Here is a 15458-nt window from a genome sequence, read left to right as displayed (position 1 = left end):
ATCGGCATTGGGGGAGGGGACTTTAAGCGCGAACGCGTTCGGAGGGGGCAGAACACATTCCTGGTGGCAAGCGGGGTCAATGTGGGAGGGGGCTTGCTCCCGATAGCGGTAGCACAGTCACAGCATTCTTGACTGACCCACCGCTATCGGGAGCAAGCCCCCTCCCACATTAGGACCCCCTTTTGCCAGGTGGATCAGAAGCTGTACTTGGCCGTCAGCATCATGTTGCGTGGGGTGCCGTAGGCGTCGCCGCCATAGCTCACGGAGTTGGCGATGCTGGAGTAATAGCGGCGGTCGAAGATGTTGTTGGCGTTGAGCTGCAGGTCGAGGTGGTCGTTGACCTTGTAGCCGGCCATCAGGTCGGTGACGGCGTAGGCGCCCTGTTGGAGGCGGTAGGTGCTGCCGTCAGCCAGCTTGACGTCGTTGTACAGGCGGCTTTGCCAGGAGATGTTGCCGCCCACGCGCAGTTTCTCCAGCGGGCCCTGGAAGTTGTAGCGGGTGGTCAGCTTGAACAGGTGCTCCGGAACGTCTGTGTCGTACTGCTTGTTGACCTTCTGCGGGTTGGCTTCATCCTTGATGGTGTGGGTACGCGCGTAGGTGTAGCCACCGCCGACCTGCCAGTTCTCGGTCAGCGCGCCTTGCAGTTCGAAGTCGATCCCCTGGCTGCGAATCTCTCCGGAGGCCTCATAGCACTCTGTCTGTGGGCAGTTTTGCACGGTCACCTGGGTGGCGCGGTTTTCCTGGTCGACACGGAACAGCGCCACGCTCGCATTCAGCGCGCCACCCAGGTATTCGCCCTTGATGCCGACCTCGTAGTTTTTGCCGACAATCGGCTTGACCGGAGTGCCGGAGGTGTCCTTGGCGCTCTGCGGCGTAAAGATGTCGCTGTAGCTGACGTACACCGAGTGGTGATCGTCCAGCTCGTAGATCAGCCCCGCGTAGCGGGTGAGGTTGCGGGTGACGTGATAGTCGCCGTCATTGCTGCCATGGGCATCGTAGTCATACCAGTCCAGGCGCCCGCCGAGTATCAGCTTCAACGGGTCCGCCAGGCTCAGGCGCGTGGTCACGTAGACACCGTCCTGGGTGGTGACTTCACGGTCGTTGGTGGTGTGGACGAAGTCCGGTTTGCCCGCGGTGAGGGGCCAGTTGGTGTCGTAGGGGCTGTAGTTGTGGGTGGTCATGTCGTAGATGCGTCGGCTGGCGCCCACCACCAGTTCATGGGTGCGCCCGAATGCCTGGAACGGGCCGCTGGCAAAGGCGTCGACACCGGCCTGGTTTTCATCGTAGGCGGCCTGGTAGACCGTGCGCGCCAGGGTGTTGTTGACCCAGCGCGACTGGTAGGAACCGGAAAACAACGCGTTCTGTTCGGCGTAATTGGCGTTGACCTGAAGCTTCCAGTCATTGGCCAGGCGCTGGCGCAGTTCGGCGAAGACCGTGTTGATTTCCTGGTCCTTGTTCTCCCAGTCGGTACCGGGATTGTAGGAGCGCGGCAGGTCCAGGTGATGGCCGTCCTGGCCGATCATCGACGAGCCCCAGAAGTAGTTGGTCTTGTCCTTCTGGTTCGAGAAGCCGAGGGTCAGTGTGGTGTCTTCGCTCAGGTCGGCCTCGGTGACGGCATAGAACAGGCCGTGATAGGACTCGGCGTTGTCGATGAAGCTGTTGGCGTCGCGGTAGGAGGTGACCACCCGGCCGCGCCAGGTGCCGCTGTCATTGAGCGGACTGGAGGCGTCGAGCTCGCCACGGTAGTCGTCCCAGCTGCCGGCGGCGCCGGTGAGGGTGACTTTCTGTTCGTCCAGCGGCCGCTTGCGGACCAGGTTGATGGCCGCCGACGGGTTGCCCGCACCGGTCACCAGGCCGGTGGCGCCACGCACGACCTCCACACGGTCGAACATCGCCAGGTTCGGCTGGGCGCCTACGGAAACGCCGTTGTAGCCGCTGGGGATGCCGTCGTACATCAGGTTGTCGATGTCGAAACCGCGTGAGGTGTAGGACTGCCGGCCTGGGCCGCTGGAATAGTTGAGGAATAGCCCAGGCGTGGCATTGACCACGTCGTTGATGCTGGTCATTGCCTGGTCATCCATGCGCTGGCGTGTGATGACGGTAACGGCCTGCGGGGTTTCACGCAGGGTGAGGGGCAGTTTGGTCGCGGTTTTCATCGCGCCGGTGGTGTAGGACTGCGTGCCCTCGGTGGTTTCGCCCAGTTGTTGCTCGCCGGAGATCCGGGTGGCCCCAAGCTCCAACGTGGTTGCAGGCGTTTCAGCGTCGGCGGCGAAGGCCGCGTGCGAGGTGGCGAGACACACCGCCAAAGCGATCAGACTGGGTGTAAAACCTTTACCGCCGTGTTGTTGCACAGACATGGAACGGACTCTCCCCTAAGTGCCGTCCTTGGCGAATAATAAATCTGTTGATAATTATTCGCATTAGTTTGACAGATTAAATCTGTCGGAAAAAGTCTTTGGGGAGAATTAGTTAACGAATTTTTCACATCTGCAGGGCAGGCTTTTGGCCATTACCTGCCGTCGGCGAGTTCTTTTTTTGCGTGCTCAATCGCGCTTCGGAATGGCCATCCGACTCGTCGCCTTCACCTCGCGCAGCGCCAGGCTCGACTGGATCGACGCAATCCCCAGCTGCCGTCGCAGCACGCTTTCGACAAATTCGCTGTAGCTGTCCAGATCCTCCGCCAGCACCTGCAAGAGGTAATCCGCGTCGCCGGTGATCTTGTGGCATGCCAGCACCTGAGGCAGCTCTTTGACCACCGCCTCGAACGCATCCGGCGCATGGTCGGTGTGGATCGCAAAACGCACATGCACAAACGCCATGATGTCCAGGCCGAGCAACTTGCGATCCAAGTTCGCCTGGTAGTCCTTGATCACGCCTTCTTCCTCCAGGCGTTTGCGCCGCCGCCAGCAAGGGGTGAGGCTCAGGGCCAGGCGCTCGCTCAGTTGGGCGTTGGAAATACTCGCGTCTTCCTGCAGCAGGGCGAGGATGGCGAGATCGGTGTCGTCCAGAACGACCTGCTTGGTTTTATTTTTCATATTTGGCTGTAACCAGGGTAAAAACACCCGATAAAGCTATCAGTGTCAGAAGTAAAAGCAAAGAAAGCCCTGCTCATCCAGAACAAAATAGACCCTGTCTTTTTCTGGCGGATGTATCCAAATGCTGACTGTTTTTAGTGATGACCACCGTTTGCACCACGGCACCGAACTCAAGGACGGCGTGCTCAAGCCCTCATTCGAACAACCCAGCCGCGCCGACACCGTGCGTGACCGCGTCCGGCACGTTGGGCTGGGCGATATCATCGTGCCGCGCAGCTTCGAGCGCGCCTGCTACGTCAACGCCCACAGCGAGCGCTACGTCAGCTTCCTCGAAACCGCCTGGGCCGAATGGACCGCCATCGGCCGCCGCCATGACGCGCTGCCGCTGGTGTGGCCGGTGCGCGACCTGGCCAATGGGCAGGTGCCGGACTTTATCGACGGCAAGCTGGGTTTCTTCGCCATGGACGCCGGCTCGCCGATCACCGCCACCACCTGGCAGGCGGTCAAGACCAGCGCGGACATAGCCCTCACCGGACTGGCGCTGATCGACGAGGGCCATCACAGCGCCTTCGCCCTGTGCCGCCCACCGGGGCACCACGCGGCCCGCGAATACATGGGCGGTTATTGCTACCTCAACAATGCCGCGATTGCCGCGCAACAGGCCATCACCCAAGGCGCCAGGCGCGTGGCGGTGCTGGATGTGGATTTCCACCACGGTAACGGCACGCAGAATATTTTCTACGACCGCGCGGATGTGCTGTTCATCTCCCTGCACGGCGACCCGTCGGTGTCCTATCCGTATTTTTCCGGCGCCGACAGCGAACGCGGCGCAGGTGCCGGGGAGGGCTTCAACCTGAACTACCCCTTACCGAAAAACACCACGTGGGGCCAGTACAAAACCGCGCTGATCCACGCCTGCCAGCAGCTCAAACACTTCGCCCCCGAGGTGCTGGTGATCTCCCTCGGCGTCGACACCTTCAAGGACGACCCCATCAGCCACTTCCTCCTCGACAGCCAGGACTTCCTCAGCATGGGCGAGATCATCGCCGGCGTGGGCGTGCCGACGCTGTTCGTGATGGAAGGCGGCTACATGGTCGACGAGATCGGCATCAACGCCGTCAACGTTCTGCACGGCTTCGAAAGCAAGATTGCCTGACCTAATAACAACACTCGCTCGATTCTTTTTTCTGCCAAAACTCAAAAACATAACAAGAGGTTTTGTGATGAAAACAACCACGTCCGGGCTGTGTGAGAAGCCTGCGTTGCAACGCACCCTGAACAACCGCCACATCCAGCTGATGGCCATGGGCGGTGCGATCGGCACCGGCCTGTTCATGGGCTCCGGCAAGATCATCGCGTTGTCCGGCACCTCGATCATCCTGATCTACATGATCATCGGGCTGTTCGTGTACTTCGTGATGCGCGCCATGGGTGAGCTGCTGCTGTCCAACCTCAACTTCAAGAGCTTTGCTGACTTTGCCGGCGCGTACCTGGGCCCGCGTGCGGCATTCTTTCTCGGCTGGTCGTACTGGCTGAGCTGGAGCGTGGCGGTGGTGGGGGACGCGGTGGTGGTCGGCGGGTTTTTCCAGTACTGGTTCCCCCATGTGCCGGCCTGGATGCCGGCGGTGGGCATGCTGTTGACGCTGTTCGCGTTGAACGTGCTGACGGTCAGGCTGTTCGGCGAAGTGGAATTCTGGTTCGCGATCATCAAGATCATCGCGGTGCTGACCCTGATCGGTGTCAGCGTGGTGCTGATTGCCAGTTCGTTTGTCTCGCCCACCGGGGTCACGGCCTCCGTGAGCCACTTGCTGGACAAACAGGCGGCGTTTCCCAATGGCCTGTTCGGTTTTTTCGCCGGCTTCCAGATGGCGATCTTTTCCTTTGCCGGCACCGAACTGATCGGCACCGCAGCCGCCGAAACCCGAGCACCGGAGAAGACCTTGCCCAAGGCGATCAACTCGATTCCGCTGCGCATCATCCTGTTCTACGTGCTGGCCCTGGCGTGCATCATCGCGGTCACTTCGTGGCAACAGGTGTCGCCGAGCAAAAGCCCGTTCGTGGAACTGTTCCTGGTGGCGGGCTTTCCAGCTGCGGCGGGGATCGTCAATTTCGTGGTGCTGACCTCGGCGGCATCGTCGGCCAACAGTGGGGTGTTCTCCGCCAGCCGCATGTTGTTCGGCCTGGCCGACCTGGGGGACGCGCCGGGTATCTTTGGGCGCTTGTCGAAAAGCAGCGTGCCGTTTATCAGCCTGGCCTTCACCACCTTGCTGATGCTGCTGGGCCTGGTGTTGCTGTTTGTGGTGCCGGAAGTGATGACCGCCTTCACGATTGTGTCGACGGTGTCGGCGATCCTGGTGATTTTCACCTGGTCGACCATCCTCGCGTCCTACATCGCCTACCGTAAAAAGCGCCCGGACCTGCACGCCAGGTCTCTCTACAAGATGCCCGGCGGTGTGCCGATGGCGTGGTTTTCCCTGGCATTCCTGGTCTTCGTGTTGTGCCTGCTGGCGTTGCGGCCGGATACACGCCTGGCGCTGTGCGTGATGCCGGCCTGGTTTATCTGGCTGGGCATTGCCTTTCAGTTTTCACGCTTCAAGGCGGCCGGTGTGGTCAACCCCGACCACAGGTGATTCACGGGGTGCTCAGAACTCCATTCTCAGGCCAAATGTGCCCTGGCGGCCGTTGAAGGTGTTGCTGCCCAGGTTGCGGTTGTAGCCCACCTCGCCGTACAGGCTGATGCCCGTGGCCACCTTCAGCGTGGCGCCGGCGCTCAGGTCCAGGGTGGTGGACTTCTGCTCGGTGTCGATGGCCGTCACACCGTTGAAGGTGACGGTGTTCTGCCCGGCGCTGCTGTGCCAGACGTTGGTACGGACGTAGGGCTGCAGCGGCATGCCACGCACCCGGTAGTCGCCACGCAGGCGCACCCCGAGGCGGCTGGTGACGTTGGTGTCGGCGTCATAGGCGACGTCGGAGATCCCGTCGTTTTGCTTATCCAGTCTGGTCCTGCCGATGATCAGTTGTGCCTGGGGTTCAACCACCCAGTCAGCCACCCATGCAAACGGCCAGCCGACCTCGGCGGAGGCAGTGACGTTGTGCCCATGGGTGTCCATCTTCACGCCACGATCCGACTCGTTATTGCCATCGAAGCGGGTGCCCATCAATACCAGGTCGAGGTAGGCCTGGTTGGCGCCGATCAGCGTCCAGTAGATCCCCAGGCTGTCCCCGCGCAAGGTGGTCTTGCCGGCGTCCTTGTCCTGCCAGCCGCCGTTGAAGCCTTTGACGTTACCTTTGAGGGTGCTGTGGCCGACAAAGAACCCGCTGCGTTGGGTCAGGCCATTGTCGTAGGTGCTGGCATACAGGTCGGTACCCACTTGGAAGCCGGTCACCGAACTGTCGAGCGATGGGCTGACCGTCCCGGTGAAGCCCTGACGCGAGCTGCTGCCGTAGAACCGCCCCCAACCTGAGGTGAATGCACCGCTGTGCAGTTGCTGGCTCTGGTCACCCATGCGCTGGTGAAAGGTGCCGAGCATGCCCTGCACGAGTTGCTGCGCGGCGGGAAACAGCGCGGCGTAGATCGGCACTTCCGGACGATAAATAGGGATCGGTTTGGTCCCGGGATTGGGCGGCAGCGGTGGTTCACCGGGAACCGGAGTGGGTAACGGCACGATTATCACCGGGTCAGGCGGCACCACGGGGATCGTCGAGCGCAGGTAGTAGTTCTCTGCCGTGCCGGCCGTTACGCCGCCCTTGAACAGGTAGTAGTCGAACGCCCCGGCTGATACAGGCCCGGCCAGCGTAAACGCGCTGCCACTGCCAGACGCGCCGTTGAGGGCCTGCACCACCTGGATGCCGTCCTGCAGGGTAGCCGCACCCGCGCCGCCGAGGTTGGTGACACTGATGGCCGTGGTCCCGGCGAGGGTGCCCTGGTTGATGATCAGTTTGTCGCTGGGGGAATCGTCCGCACCCAAGGCGCTTTGCAGCGCAAGCCGCCCATTGTCGCCGGTGTAATTGCCATTGATGGTCAAGGTGTCGTTGGTCCGGGTGTTGCCGGTGGTCATGTTGAGGGTGCCACTGTTGGTGACGTTCACCCGTTGGCCGGCCGTAAACGGGTCGATCACTCCGGTGCTGATCAACAGTTCACTGGTTCCGTCGATGGTCAGGCTACCGGTACCGGTGGCGCTGTCACCCAGTTTCAGCGTTCCGCCCAGGGTCAGCTGCGACTGGTTGTCCAGGCGGATGTTTTCCCAGTTGGGAAACAGGCCCGGATCGCCGGCCTTGGTATTGTCCAGTGTGAGCGTGTCGATACCCAGGCCACCGTCGATCAACTGCGCCGCGGCCAGTTGGGTGTTGACCAGGTTTTGCAGCACCGCCGTGTCGTCACCGGCGCCCAGCAGTACGAACGAATGCAGGTTGCCACCGGTCCATTCGAAGTCATCGTTGCCAAAGCTGAGGAGTATCTGGCCGTTGACGTCGCCACCGGACACTGCCACGTGATCGTTGCCCCCGCTGACACTGATGTTGCCGCCGATAAAGGCCGAGCCCGAGATCAGGATGGTGTCGTTGCCGAAGCCCGTTACCAGGTTGGCGATGATGCTGCCACCCGACATATCGAACAGGTTGTTGTCGAGCTTCATGTCGACCCGGCCGATGGTGCCGCCGCTCATCTTGGCCTGGTCGCCATCCTCGAAGGCTCCGGTGATGGTGCCGCCACTCATGTTGAAGGTGTCCAGGCCATCGCCCTGGGCCAGTGAGGCAATGGTGCCGCCGCTCTGGGCGTAGCTGTCGACGCCTGCGCCCTGGCTGACGGCGCCGGCCTGGCCGCCGCTGATCTGCGCTACATCTGCCCCCGAGCCCTGGCTGACGCTGCCGGTGATGCTGCCCAGGTTGAGCCGGAAAATATTACTGCCATCGCCCTGGTTGAGGTTGCCGTCGATCCCGGCGCTCGGCCCGTTCACATCCACCAGATCGTTGCCGGCGCCGTAGGTGACATTCCCGGTAATCCGTCCCGTGGCGCTGATGTTCAGGGTGTTGTTGCCCGCGTTGTCGGTAAAGCCCGGTGCCGTGCCGCTGTCGCAGGAAGAAAGGTCATCGCCGGCGGTGTTGCTGATGGTGCACGCCCCGTAAGACGCGGGCGGCAACGTCGCCAAGGCAATCAGGTACAGCAGGGTCAGAGTCCGTGAGCGCATGATCCATCCTCGTGCGAGGGGAAAGTTGCCCCGGCACCGGCAAAGGCCGGTGCAGGCCAGACCATGACAACGTGACGCGATACGGATCAGGGACGACGGGTTACCTGTTCGAAAACACCGGCCAATGCAAGGGGTTGGCATGGCTTTCTCGACTGCACCTCAAGCTGTGCAGCGCTTTTTGCACCATAGCCACCCATCCTGCGGGCCGCCACTGTCAGAAATAACAGGTGTAGACGAGTTATGGCGCAGCATTGGCTTGGCTATGCTGGATGGACCGGGAACGAAACGGTAGTGGATGAATATAGAGGGCAGGGGCCTTGCGGGTCTCAAGGGCGTAGCCAACGGATGATCCTGTAGTCGACGTGCCTGGCGAATGGCCTGTGAGGCCGCCACATCTACAAGGAGTGCTATCGTGAATACCCAAACAGTAAAAGCATTGTGCGCGTCCCTGATATTGATGATTTTGCCCAGCCAGAGCTGGGCCGCGCTGTTTGACTGCGCGATCTACGACACGACGATCAACGCCGGGCAAGGGGCCGACGCCAAGCAGGCAGATGAATCAGTCGAAGCCGAAAGCGTCGACGAAGCCCAAGCAACATTGCGTGACGACGCTCGCTGGCAGGATGCCAGTCGATACCTCATCAAGTGCCGGGAGTCCGAGGAGTAAATGTACGGCTGACGGGAGCGGCGGGTTGCTCGCTCCCTTTCGTGCCTTACGCAAACACAATCTCGTAAGGCTCGCGCATACGCTCCAGCAGCACTTGGGCCAATATGGGCGCCAGGCCGATCTGCGGATCGCCCGCCAACTGGCTGGCATACGCATGGACGGCGTGGAGCTTGCGCGCCACGGTCCAGGTGTCCAGGCGCACCTTGCGCGCCCGTTGCCAGGGGATCGTCGCACCCTCGCGGGCGGGGCAGTGCCAGGCCCAGATCGGCAGTTCATAGAGTTGCGCGCCCACCAGGCTGCAGGCGTTGGCGCTGGCACGGCCGACGGCCTCATGGTCGTCATTGCCGTCGTTGCGCCAGGTGGAAAACACCACGTCGCCCGGTTGCAGGTAGCGCGCGATGAATTGGCTCAGTTGCGGTTCGCGGGCGGCGAGGGCGTTGTCGCAGAAACCGCCGCGAATCCACTTCAGGCTGTGCAAGGGCATACCCAGGCGGCGCAGCGCCTCGGCGCTTTCCTGGGGCCGCACCACACTCAGGCGGCTGGCCGGCCATACGTGGGAACCCGGGTGGCTGGCACTGCCGTCCGTGATGGAGATCATTTGCAGGGGGTGTTCCAGGGTGCTGAGCAATTGCAGTAGACCGCCGCAGGCCACCACCTCGTCGCCGGGATGCGGCGCGATGATCACCACGCGCGCGCCAGCGGGCACCAGGGAGGCGGTAGAGATAGGCGGGATTTGCGCCAACTGCGGTGCGCTGTTCCAGATTTGCGCGGGGCCGCGACGGCCTTCACTGAGGGAGGCAGGCTTCATGGGCGTTACGTCCTTGTCGGTTGATGCTGGGTCGTGCCCCGTTGACGGGACGACTCTATTTATTCACCACAGACTCCGCCGTGGTGCACGCGTGGTAATCCAACCCTGAATTACCAGCAAGGCGTCATCAGCATAGACAAGGATTGGTCGCTTTTACATTTTGCAATGTCGTTTTTTTCAAGACGCGCACATCAGGCTCTTCAAATAATCGCCGAACCCGCCCTGGGCACGGGCCTCCAGGCGCGCGCTGGTGATGACCTGCGGGGCGTGGCTCCAGGCGATGGACGCCCCGCAGCGTTCGAGGTCGCGCACCAATTGCACATCTTCGTGACAGGCCAGCGGTTCGAACCCTCCGGCGCGCACATAGGCCCCGGCACTGATACCCAGGTTGGCGCCATGGATATGCCGGTGGCCGTCACGGGCGTGGTACGCCGCCTGGTAACGGATCTGCGCCGCCGGATCGAACCCTTCGCTCCAGGCGTCGACGGTTACGGTGCCGCACACCGCGTCGGCGCCCAGCGCCAACTGGGCCACCAGCCAATCGGGGGCCACGCGGCTGTCGGCGTCGGTGCATGAGATCCAGCGCGCACCCTGGTTGAGCAGATGTCGTGCACCCACCCCGCGCACATGGCCCACATTGCGCGCCTGCACCTCCAGGCGCTGCACCGGGAACCCCTCGGCAATCGCCGCACTGGCATCGCTGCAACTGTCGAGCAGCACCAGGATCTGCACCGCTTCACCCAGCAGGCCTGGATGACGGGCAGCCACCAATGCGGCCTCCAGACACTCGCCGAGCAGCGCCTCTTCGTTATGTACCGGGATCAGAATGCCAATCATCGCAGGCCCTCAAGGGTGGCAACCGACGTGCCGTCACGGCTCCACAGGTCGAGTAGAAAGTCGGGTTCGTGGTGGGTGGCGACCAGGGGCATCCCCAGCCGCTCATGGAGCAGGGCATGCACCTGTTCGGCGGTCTGTGGGCACCCGTCGATCGGCGGACGCCAGTGGCAGGCCAACACCTGGCCGTTGGCGGTGAGGCTGTTGAGGGCGCGATCGATCAAGCGGCACAGGTCATCGCGGTCGAGGTAGTAGCACAGCTCGCTCAAGACGATCAGATCGAATTCGCCGGGCGGCCATTGCGCGGGCAGGCGGCTCTGCTCCACCCGGGCATGGGCAAAGCCCAGCAGGCGGCTGCGTGCCAGGGCGACGGCGGCCGAGGCGGTGTCGCAACACAAAAGGTGATCACAGCGCGGGGCCAGCTCGAAGCTCAATTCGCCATTGGCGCAACCGGGCTCGAACACCGAGGCATAGCGCGGCCGGGTCAAGAGTGCCAGGGTCAGCGCACGTTTGCGGCGCTCGTACCAGCGTTGGCGAAAGGCCCAGGGGTCGTCGTTACCGGCAAACAGTTGATCGAAATACGGCGTCGCCACACTCATACGAATACCACTTCAAAAGGTTGTAGCAGACGCTCCACCACATAGGGCGCCAGCACCGGCGGCAGGCCGATCTGCGGGTCACCCTCCAGCTGGCTGGCGAACGCATGGATGGCGTGGCGCTTGCGCGCGACGGCTTCACAGCTCAGGGGGATTTTGCGGGCACGGTGCCAGGGCACTTGGCTGTTCTCGGGGGACGCCCAGTGCCAGGTCCACACCGGCAGCTCATAGAGGGTCGCACCCATCGCGTGCGCCGCCCTGGCGCTCGCGCGGCCCACGGCCTCATGGTCGCAATGGCCGTCTTCGCGCCAGGTGGTAAACACCACATCCGTGGATTTGAGGTGGCGCTGGATAAAGGCGCTGAGCTGCTCCTCTCGCGCCGCCACCTGGCTGTCGCTGAAGCCGGCCCGCAACCATTTCAGGCTGTGCAACGGCACACCCAGGCGATGCAGGGCCTGGGCCGATTCCTGGGGGCGCACCACGCTCAAGCGCTCCACCGACCAGTGGGTGGAACCAGGGTGACTCGCGCTGCCATCGGTGACCGAAATCAATTGAATGGACCTGCCCAGTTCGGCCAAGCCTTGCAACAGGCCGCCACAGCCCAGCACTTCGTCATCCGGGTGCGGGGCGATGATCACCGCGCGGTGGCCCTCGGGCACCAATTGTTCGACGCTGATCTGCGGCAGTTCGGCCATCAGCGGCGAGTCCTGCCAGCGTTGCAGGGGCGTGCCCTGGCCGACGATCGGGTTGGGTTTCATAACTGCCACCTCCCTGTCGGTTCCCCGGCGACCAGTTCGCCGAGGCCGGCCAGGTCGCGTTCGGCATGGCTCTGGCGGACATACACCGGCAGGTCCGCCATCAACTGCGCGAAGTGCGGATCCTTGCAGTACGGACCCGCGCCCACGGCTCTGCCCACATGCCGCATGACCTGCTCGACGGTGTCCTCGATGCTCGCGCGCACCTGCTGGGCCAGTTGCCGGGCATCGGCCCTGGGGTAGCGGTCGATCTGCTCCGCGCTGGCCCGCAGCACGCAGGCCGCGCTGTTCAAGGCGCTGTCGACCGCCCCCAAGTGGGCGAGGGCGTGGGGCTCCGAGCGCTTGCCACAGTGATCGCGCAACACCTCGGCCAGGCGTTGTGCCGCACCGTACCAGCAGGCGGCGATACCGATGCCGCCTTGCCAGAACCCAGGGCGCCCGAGGTAGTCGCCGGGGCCGCCCACGGCAAGGCCATGGGCGCCGTCAAAGACGACCTCGACGCTGCCGGTGGCGGCCATGCCCACGGCATTCCAACCGTCGTGGGTGACCGTGATCCCCGGTTGGTCCATCTGCACAGCCACCAATTGCTGGCCGCCTTGTTCATCCCATGCCGTCAACAAACCATGGCTGACCACCGCCGCCCCGGAACACCAGGCTTTACGCCCGTCCAGACGCAGGCGATGGCCCTCGCAGCGCACCTGCACCTTGGCATTCGGCGGTTCTGCAGCCCACATGCCCCACAGGCTGCCCAAAGGCGGCGCCGGGCTACGCAGCTCGGCAATGATCGCCAACGCATCGGTGTGGCCTTCGAACAGCTTGCACAGGCGCAGGTCATGGCCAGCCACCTGCGCCAGGCGGCTGAACCGCCCCAGGGTGTCGCCGCTGCCAGGCAGCGGCAACTGATCGAGGCCTTCCTCCTGAAGTGCCCTCAGGGCCTTGGCCAGGTCCTGCGTGTCCGCATAGTCCTGGAAGCCTTGAAGGAATCCATGCAGAGCCATGTCACACCTCGTCGTCACGCTGCAGTTCGAACAGCAGCAGCGAGCGGCCGGTCACGCCGTACTCGTGGTCGAACTCGAAGCGTTCCTGGCCACGTACCGCCGGCTCGTTGGTGTCGAGCATGCAGGTCCAGAACTCACCCTCCGGCACCGGCGGCAGGCGGAAATTGACCACGTCGTGGTGGGCGTTCACCACCAGCAACAAGGTGGCGTCGGCACCGGCGCGGCGAATCCCGGTTTCCTGGGCGCGGCCATCCATCAGCATGCCCAGGCAACGGCCGTGGCTGTCTTCCCACTGCTCGGTGGTCATCTCGTTGCCATCCGGCGACAGCCAGGTGACGTCCTTGACGCCGATGTCTTCGTTGTAGTCGCCCACGAGGAAGCGCCCACGACGCAGGATCGGGTAGGCCAGGCGCAGCTTGATCAGGCGCTTGACGAACTTGAGCAACGCCTTGCCGTCCTCGTCCAGGTCCCAGTTGACCCAGCCGATCTCGCTGTCCTGGCAGTAGGCATTGTTGTTGCCGTGCTGGGTACGTGCGAACTCATCACCGGCGACGATCATCGGCGTGCCTTGGGCCAGCAGCAGCGTGGCGAAGAAGTTGCGCATCTGGCGCAGGCGCAGTGCGTTGATTTCCGGGTCGTCGGTGGGGCCCTCGACGCCGTGGTTCCAGGACAGGTTGTTATTGCTGCCGTCCTGGTTGTTTTCGTCGTTGGCTTCGTTGTGCTTGTCGTTGTACGACACCAGGTCATGCAGGGTGAAACCGTCATGGGCGGTGATGAAGTTCACCGAACTGTACGGGCGCCGGCCACGGTGGTTGAACATCTCGCCCGAGGCGGTCATGCGCCCGGCGAAGTCTGCCAGTTGGCCGTCATCGCCTTTCCAGAACGCGCGTACGGTGTCGCGGAACCGGTCGTTCCATTCAACCCAGCCGGGCGGGAAGTTGCCCACCTGGTAGCCACCGGGGCCGCAGTCCCAGGGCTCAGCAATCAGTTTCAGCTGGCGCAGCACCGGGTCCTGGCGGCAGGCCACGAGGAAGCTGTGGCGTTCATCGAAGCCATCGCGGTAGCGGCCGAGGATGGTCGCGAGGTCGAAGCGGAAGCCGTCGACGTGCATCTCGTTGGCCCAGTAACGCAGGGAGTCGGTGACCATCTGCAGCACGCACGGGTGGCTCAGGTCCAGGGTGTTGCCGGTGCCGGAGTCGTTGATGTAGAAGCGCTTGTCATCGGGCATCAGCCGGTAGTACGAGGCGTTGTCGATGCCGCGCATGGACAGGGTCGGGCCGCGCTCGTTGCCTTCGGCGGTGTGGTTGTAGACCACGTCGAGGATCACTTCCAGCTTCTGCTCGTGCAGGTGCGCGACCATCTCCTTGAACTCGGCGATCTTGCCGCTGGCCAGGTAGCGCGGGTCGGGGGCGAAGAAGGCAATGCTGTTGTAGCCCCAGTAGTTGGTCATGCCTTTTTCCAGCAGGTGCTGGTCGTTGACGAAGGCGTGCACCGGCAGCAACTCCACCGACGAGATGCCCAACTGGCGGATGTGCTTGAGCACATCATCTTCCATCAACCCGGCACAGGTGCCGCGCACGTCTTCGCCCACCGAAGGGTGGCGCATGCTGATGCCGCGCAGGTGGGTTTCGTAGATGATCGTACGGTCCCACGGCACCCGCACCGGCTGGTCGTTACCCCAGGTGTGCGCCGGGTCGATGACCTTGCACTTGGGCACGAAGGGCGCGCTGTCGCGCTCGTCGAAACTGAGGTCGTCATCCGGGTGGCCGATGGTGTAGCCGAACAGCGCTTCGGACCATTTGAGTTCGCCCACCAACTGTTTGGCGTAGGGGTCGATCAGCAGTTTGTTGTGGTTGAAGCGATGACCATTGGCCGGGTCGTAAGGCCCGTACACACGGTAGCCGTAGATCAGCCCAGGGTGGGCGTCGGGCAAGTAGCCGTGGAAAATTTCGTCGGTGTATTCGGGCAATTCGATGCGCTCGAGTTCCACTTCGCCGGTGTCGTCGAACAGGCACAGTTCGACTTTCTCGGCGTTGGCCGAGAACAGCGCAAAGTTGACACCCAGGCCATCCCAGGTCGCGCCGAGGGGGAAGGGCAAACCTTCACGAATCCGCGACGGCTCGCTGCCCGGCGTCGAAGGGGTCTTATGGGGTTTGCTCATTGAGTTGCTCCTGCAAGGCTATTTTTTCGGGCCGAACGCGGCCGTGCTGACGAGTTTTCAGCGGATGATAAGAAGAGTGAAATCACCTTTTGCCGACCGCGCCGGCAAAAGGTCGATGGCGCCGTGCGCGTTAAGCCTTGGGCTTTTTCGGCGCGGGTGGCTTCTTGGCCGCCGGCGGCGCCGGCTTGCTCGCGGCTGGCGCCGCTGGCTTGGCTTTCGCCGCAGGCTTGGGGGCGGTCTTGGGCTTGGCGGCGGGCTTGGGTTTGCTCGGCGTCAGCGCTTCGGCTTCGGCCAGCTTGCGCGCCATCTCCCAGTGGCGCGCGTCTTCCCCGTGGGGTTTGCCTTCAGACTCCCAGATCTGATGCGCCAGTTCGCGTATGCGTTTGTCTTCAGTACTCATCACAATGCTCCTCACAGA

13 protein-coding genes are annotated in these 15458 nt (G+C 63.0%); 3 read left to right on the top strand and 10 right to left on the bottom strand.

What is annotated here, in order from left to right:
• Positions 1–194: 194 nt before the first annotated feature.
• Together BB029_RS28125 and BB029_RS28120 are read right to left on the bottom strand one after the other, a co-directional pair.
• Complete coding sequence (locus BB029_RS28125; protein WP_065941706.1) at positions 195–2357, bottom strand: TonB-dependent siderophore receptor; 2163 nt, start codon at positions 2355–2357, stop codon at positions 195–197.
• Positions 2358–2543: 186 nt separating this feature from the next.
• Complete coding sequence (locus BB029_RS28120; RefSeq protein ID WP_027606753.1) at positions 2544–3035, bottom strand: Lrp/AsnC family transcriptional regulator; 492 nt, start codon at positions 3033–3035, stop codon at positions 2544–2546.
• 121 nt (positions 3036–3156) lie between these two features.
• Between BB029_RS28120 and BB029_RS28115 the strand changes: the two genes are divergently transcribed.
• Together BB029_RS28115 and BB029_RS28110 are read left to right on the top strand one after the other, a co-directional pair.
• The gene (locus tag BB029_RS28115; protein WP_065941705.1) at positions 3157–4191 is read left to right on the top strand and encodes a histone deacetylase family protein; all 1035 of its coding nucleotides are present in this window, start codon (positions 3157–3159) and stop codon (positions 4189–4191) included.
• Between the two features lie 67 nt (positions 4192–4258).
• The gene (locus BB029_RS28110; RefSeq protein WP_065941704.1) at positions 4259–5665 is read left to right on the top strand and encodes an amino acid permease; all 1407 of its coding nucleotides are present in this window, start codon (positions 4259–4261) and stop codon (positions 5663–5665) included.
• Positions 5666–5677: 12 nt separating this feature from the next.
• Here the strand turns inward: BB029_RS28110 and BB029_RS28105 are convergent, their stop codons facing one another.
• Positions 5678–8221 (bottom strand): autotransporter outer membrane beta-barrel domain-containing protein, encoded by a 2544-nt coding sequence (locus BB029_RS28105; protein ID WP_065941703.1) that lies wholly within the window; start codon positions 8219–8221, stop codon positions 5678–5680.
• Between the two features lie 412 nt (positions 8222–8633).
• Here BB029_RS28105 and BB029_RS28100 point away from each other — a divergent pair, with 412 nt between their 5' ends.
• A complete protein-coding gene (locus BB029_RS28100; RefSeq protein WP_065941702.1) occupies positions 8634–8888 on the top strand; it encodes a hypothetical protein in 255 nt (84 codons plus the stop codon).
• Positions 8889–8934: 46 nt separating this feature from the next.
• Here the strand turns inward: BB029_RS28100 and BB029_RS28095 are convergent, their stop codons facing one another.
• The 7 genes from BB029_RS28095 to BB029_RS28065 form a co-directional block, all read right to left on the bottom strand.
• Complete coding sequence (locus BB029_RS28095) at positions 8935–9696, bottom strand: PIG-L deacetylase family protein (protein WP_065941701.1); 762 nt, start codon at positions 9694–9696, stop codon at positions 8935–8937.
• A gap of 177 nt (positions 9697–9873) precedes the next feature.
• The gene (locus BB029_RS28090; RefSeq protein WP_065941700.1) at positions 9874–10533 is read right to left on the bottom strand and encodes a glycosyltransferase family 2 protein; all 660 of its coding nucleotides are present in this window, start codon (positions 10531–10533) and stop codon (positions 9874–9876) included.
• The gene (locus BB029_RS28085) at positions 10530–11129 is read right to left on the bottom strand and encodes an SAM-dependent methyltransferase (RefSeq protein ID WP_065941699.1); all 600 of its coding nucleotides are present in this window, start codon (positions 11127–11129) and stop codon (positions 10530–10532) included. Before BB029_RS28085 ends, BB029_RS28090 begins: the two co-directional genes overlap by 4 nt.
• The gene (locus BB029_RS28080; RefSeq protein ID WP_065941698.1) at positions 11126–11884 is read right to left on the bottom strand and encodes a PIG-L deacetylase family protein; all 759 of its coding nucleotides are present in this window, start codon (positions 11882–11884) and stop codon (positions 11126–11128) included. The genes BB029_RS28085 and BB029_RS28080 overlap by 4 nt, the downstream gene beginning before the upstream one ends.
• A complete protein-coding gene (locus BB029_RS28075) occupies positions 11881–12879 on the bottom strand; it encodes an acyl-CoA dehydrogenase family protein (protein WP_065941697.1) in 999 nt (332 codons plus the stop codon). Before BB029_RS28075 ends, BB029_RS28080 begins: the two co-directional genes overlap by 4 nt.
• A gap of 1 nt (position 12880) precedes the next feature.
• A complete protein-coding gene (gene glgX, locus BB029_RS28070) occupies positions 12881–15040 on the bottom strand; it encodes a glycogen debranching protein GlgX (RefSeq protein WP_065941696.1) in 2160 nt (719 codons plus the stop codon).
• 130 nt (positions 15041–15170) lie between these two features.
• Complete coding sequence (locus tag BB029_RS28065; RefSeq protein WP_065941695.1) at positions 15171–15440, bottom strand: DUF2934 domain-containing protein; 270 nt, start codon at positions 15438–15440, stop codon at positions 15171–15173.
• Positions 15441–15458: the final 18 nt, after the last annotated feature.

Origin of the sequence: Pseudomonas sp. S3E12, assembly GCF_001702295.1 — a bacterium.
Taxonomy (GTDB): domain Bacteria; phylum Pseudomonadota; class Gammaproteobacteria; order Pseudomonadales; family Pseudomonadaceae; genus Aquipseudomonas; species Aquipseudomonas marginalis.
Note: the sequence above shows the minus strand (reverse complement) of the source record. Positions and strands in the feature narration are given on the sequence as shown.

Excerpts from the sequence above, each read along its gene's own strand:
- BB029_RS28075 (WP_065941697.1), bottom strand. The coding sequence starts at position 12,879 with ATGGCTCTGCATGGATTCCTTCAAGGCTTCCAGGACTATGCGGACACG.
- BB029_RS28115 (WP_065941705.1), top strand. The coding sequence starts at position 3,157 with ATGCTGACTGTTTTTAGTGATGACCACCGTTTGCACCACGGCACCGAA.
- BB029_RS28080 (WP_065941698.1), bottom strand. The coding sequence starts at position 11,884 with ATGAAACCCAACCCGATCGTCGGCCAGGGCACGCCCCTGCAACGCTGG.
- BB029_RS28105 (WP_065941703.1), bottom strand. The coding sequence starts at position 8,221 with ATGCGCTCACGGACTCTGACCCTGCTGTACCTGATTGCCTTGGCGACG.
- BB029_RS28120 (WP_027606753.1), bottom strand. The coding sequence starts at position 3,035 with ATGAAAAATAAAACCAAGCAGGTCGTTCTGGACGACACCGATCTCGCC.
- BB029_RS28090 (WP_065941700.1), bottom strand. The coding sequence starts at position 10,533 with ATGATTGGCATTCTGATCCCGGTACATAACGAAGAGGCGCTGCTCGGC.
- BB029_RS28095 (WP_065941701.1), bottom strand. The coding sequence starts at position 9,696 with ATGAAGCCTGCCTCCCTCAGTGAAGGCCGTCGCGGCCCCGCGCAAATC.
- BB029_RS28065 (WP_065941695.1), bottom strand. The coding sequence starts at position 15,440 with ATGAGTACTGAAGACAAACGCATACGCGAACTGGCGCATCAGATCTGG.
- BB029_RS28085 (WP_065941699.1), bottom strand. The coding sequence starts at position 11,129 with ATGAGTGTGGCGACGCCGTATTTCGATCAACTGTTTGCCGGTAACGAC.
- BB029_RS28125 (WP_065941706.1), bottom strand. The coding sequence starts at position 2,357 with ATGTCTGTGCAACAACACGGCGGTAAAGGTTTTACACCCAGTCTGATC.
- BB029_RS28110 (WP_065941704.1), top strand. The coding sequence starts at position 4,259 with ATGAAAACAACCACGTCCGGGCTGTGTGAGAAGCCTGCGTTGCAACGC.
- glgX (WP_065941696.1), bottom strand. The coding sequence starts at position 15,040 with ATGAGCAAACCCCATAAGACCCCTTCGACGCCGGGCAGCGAGCCGTCG.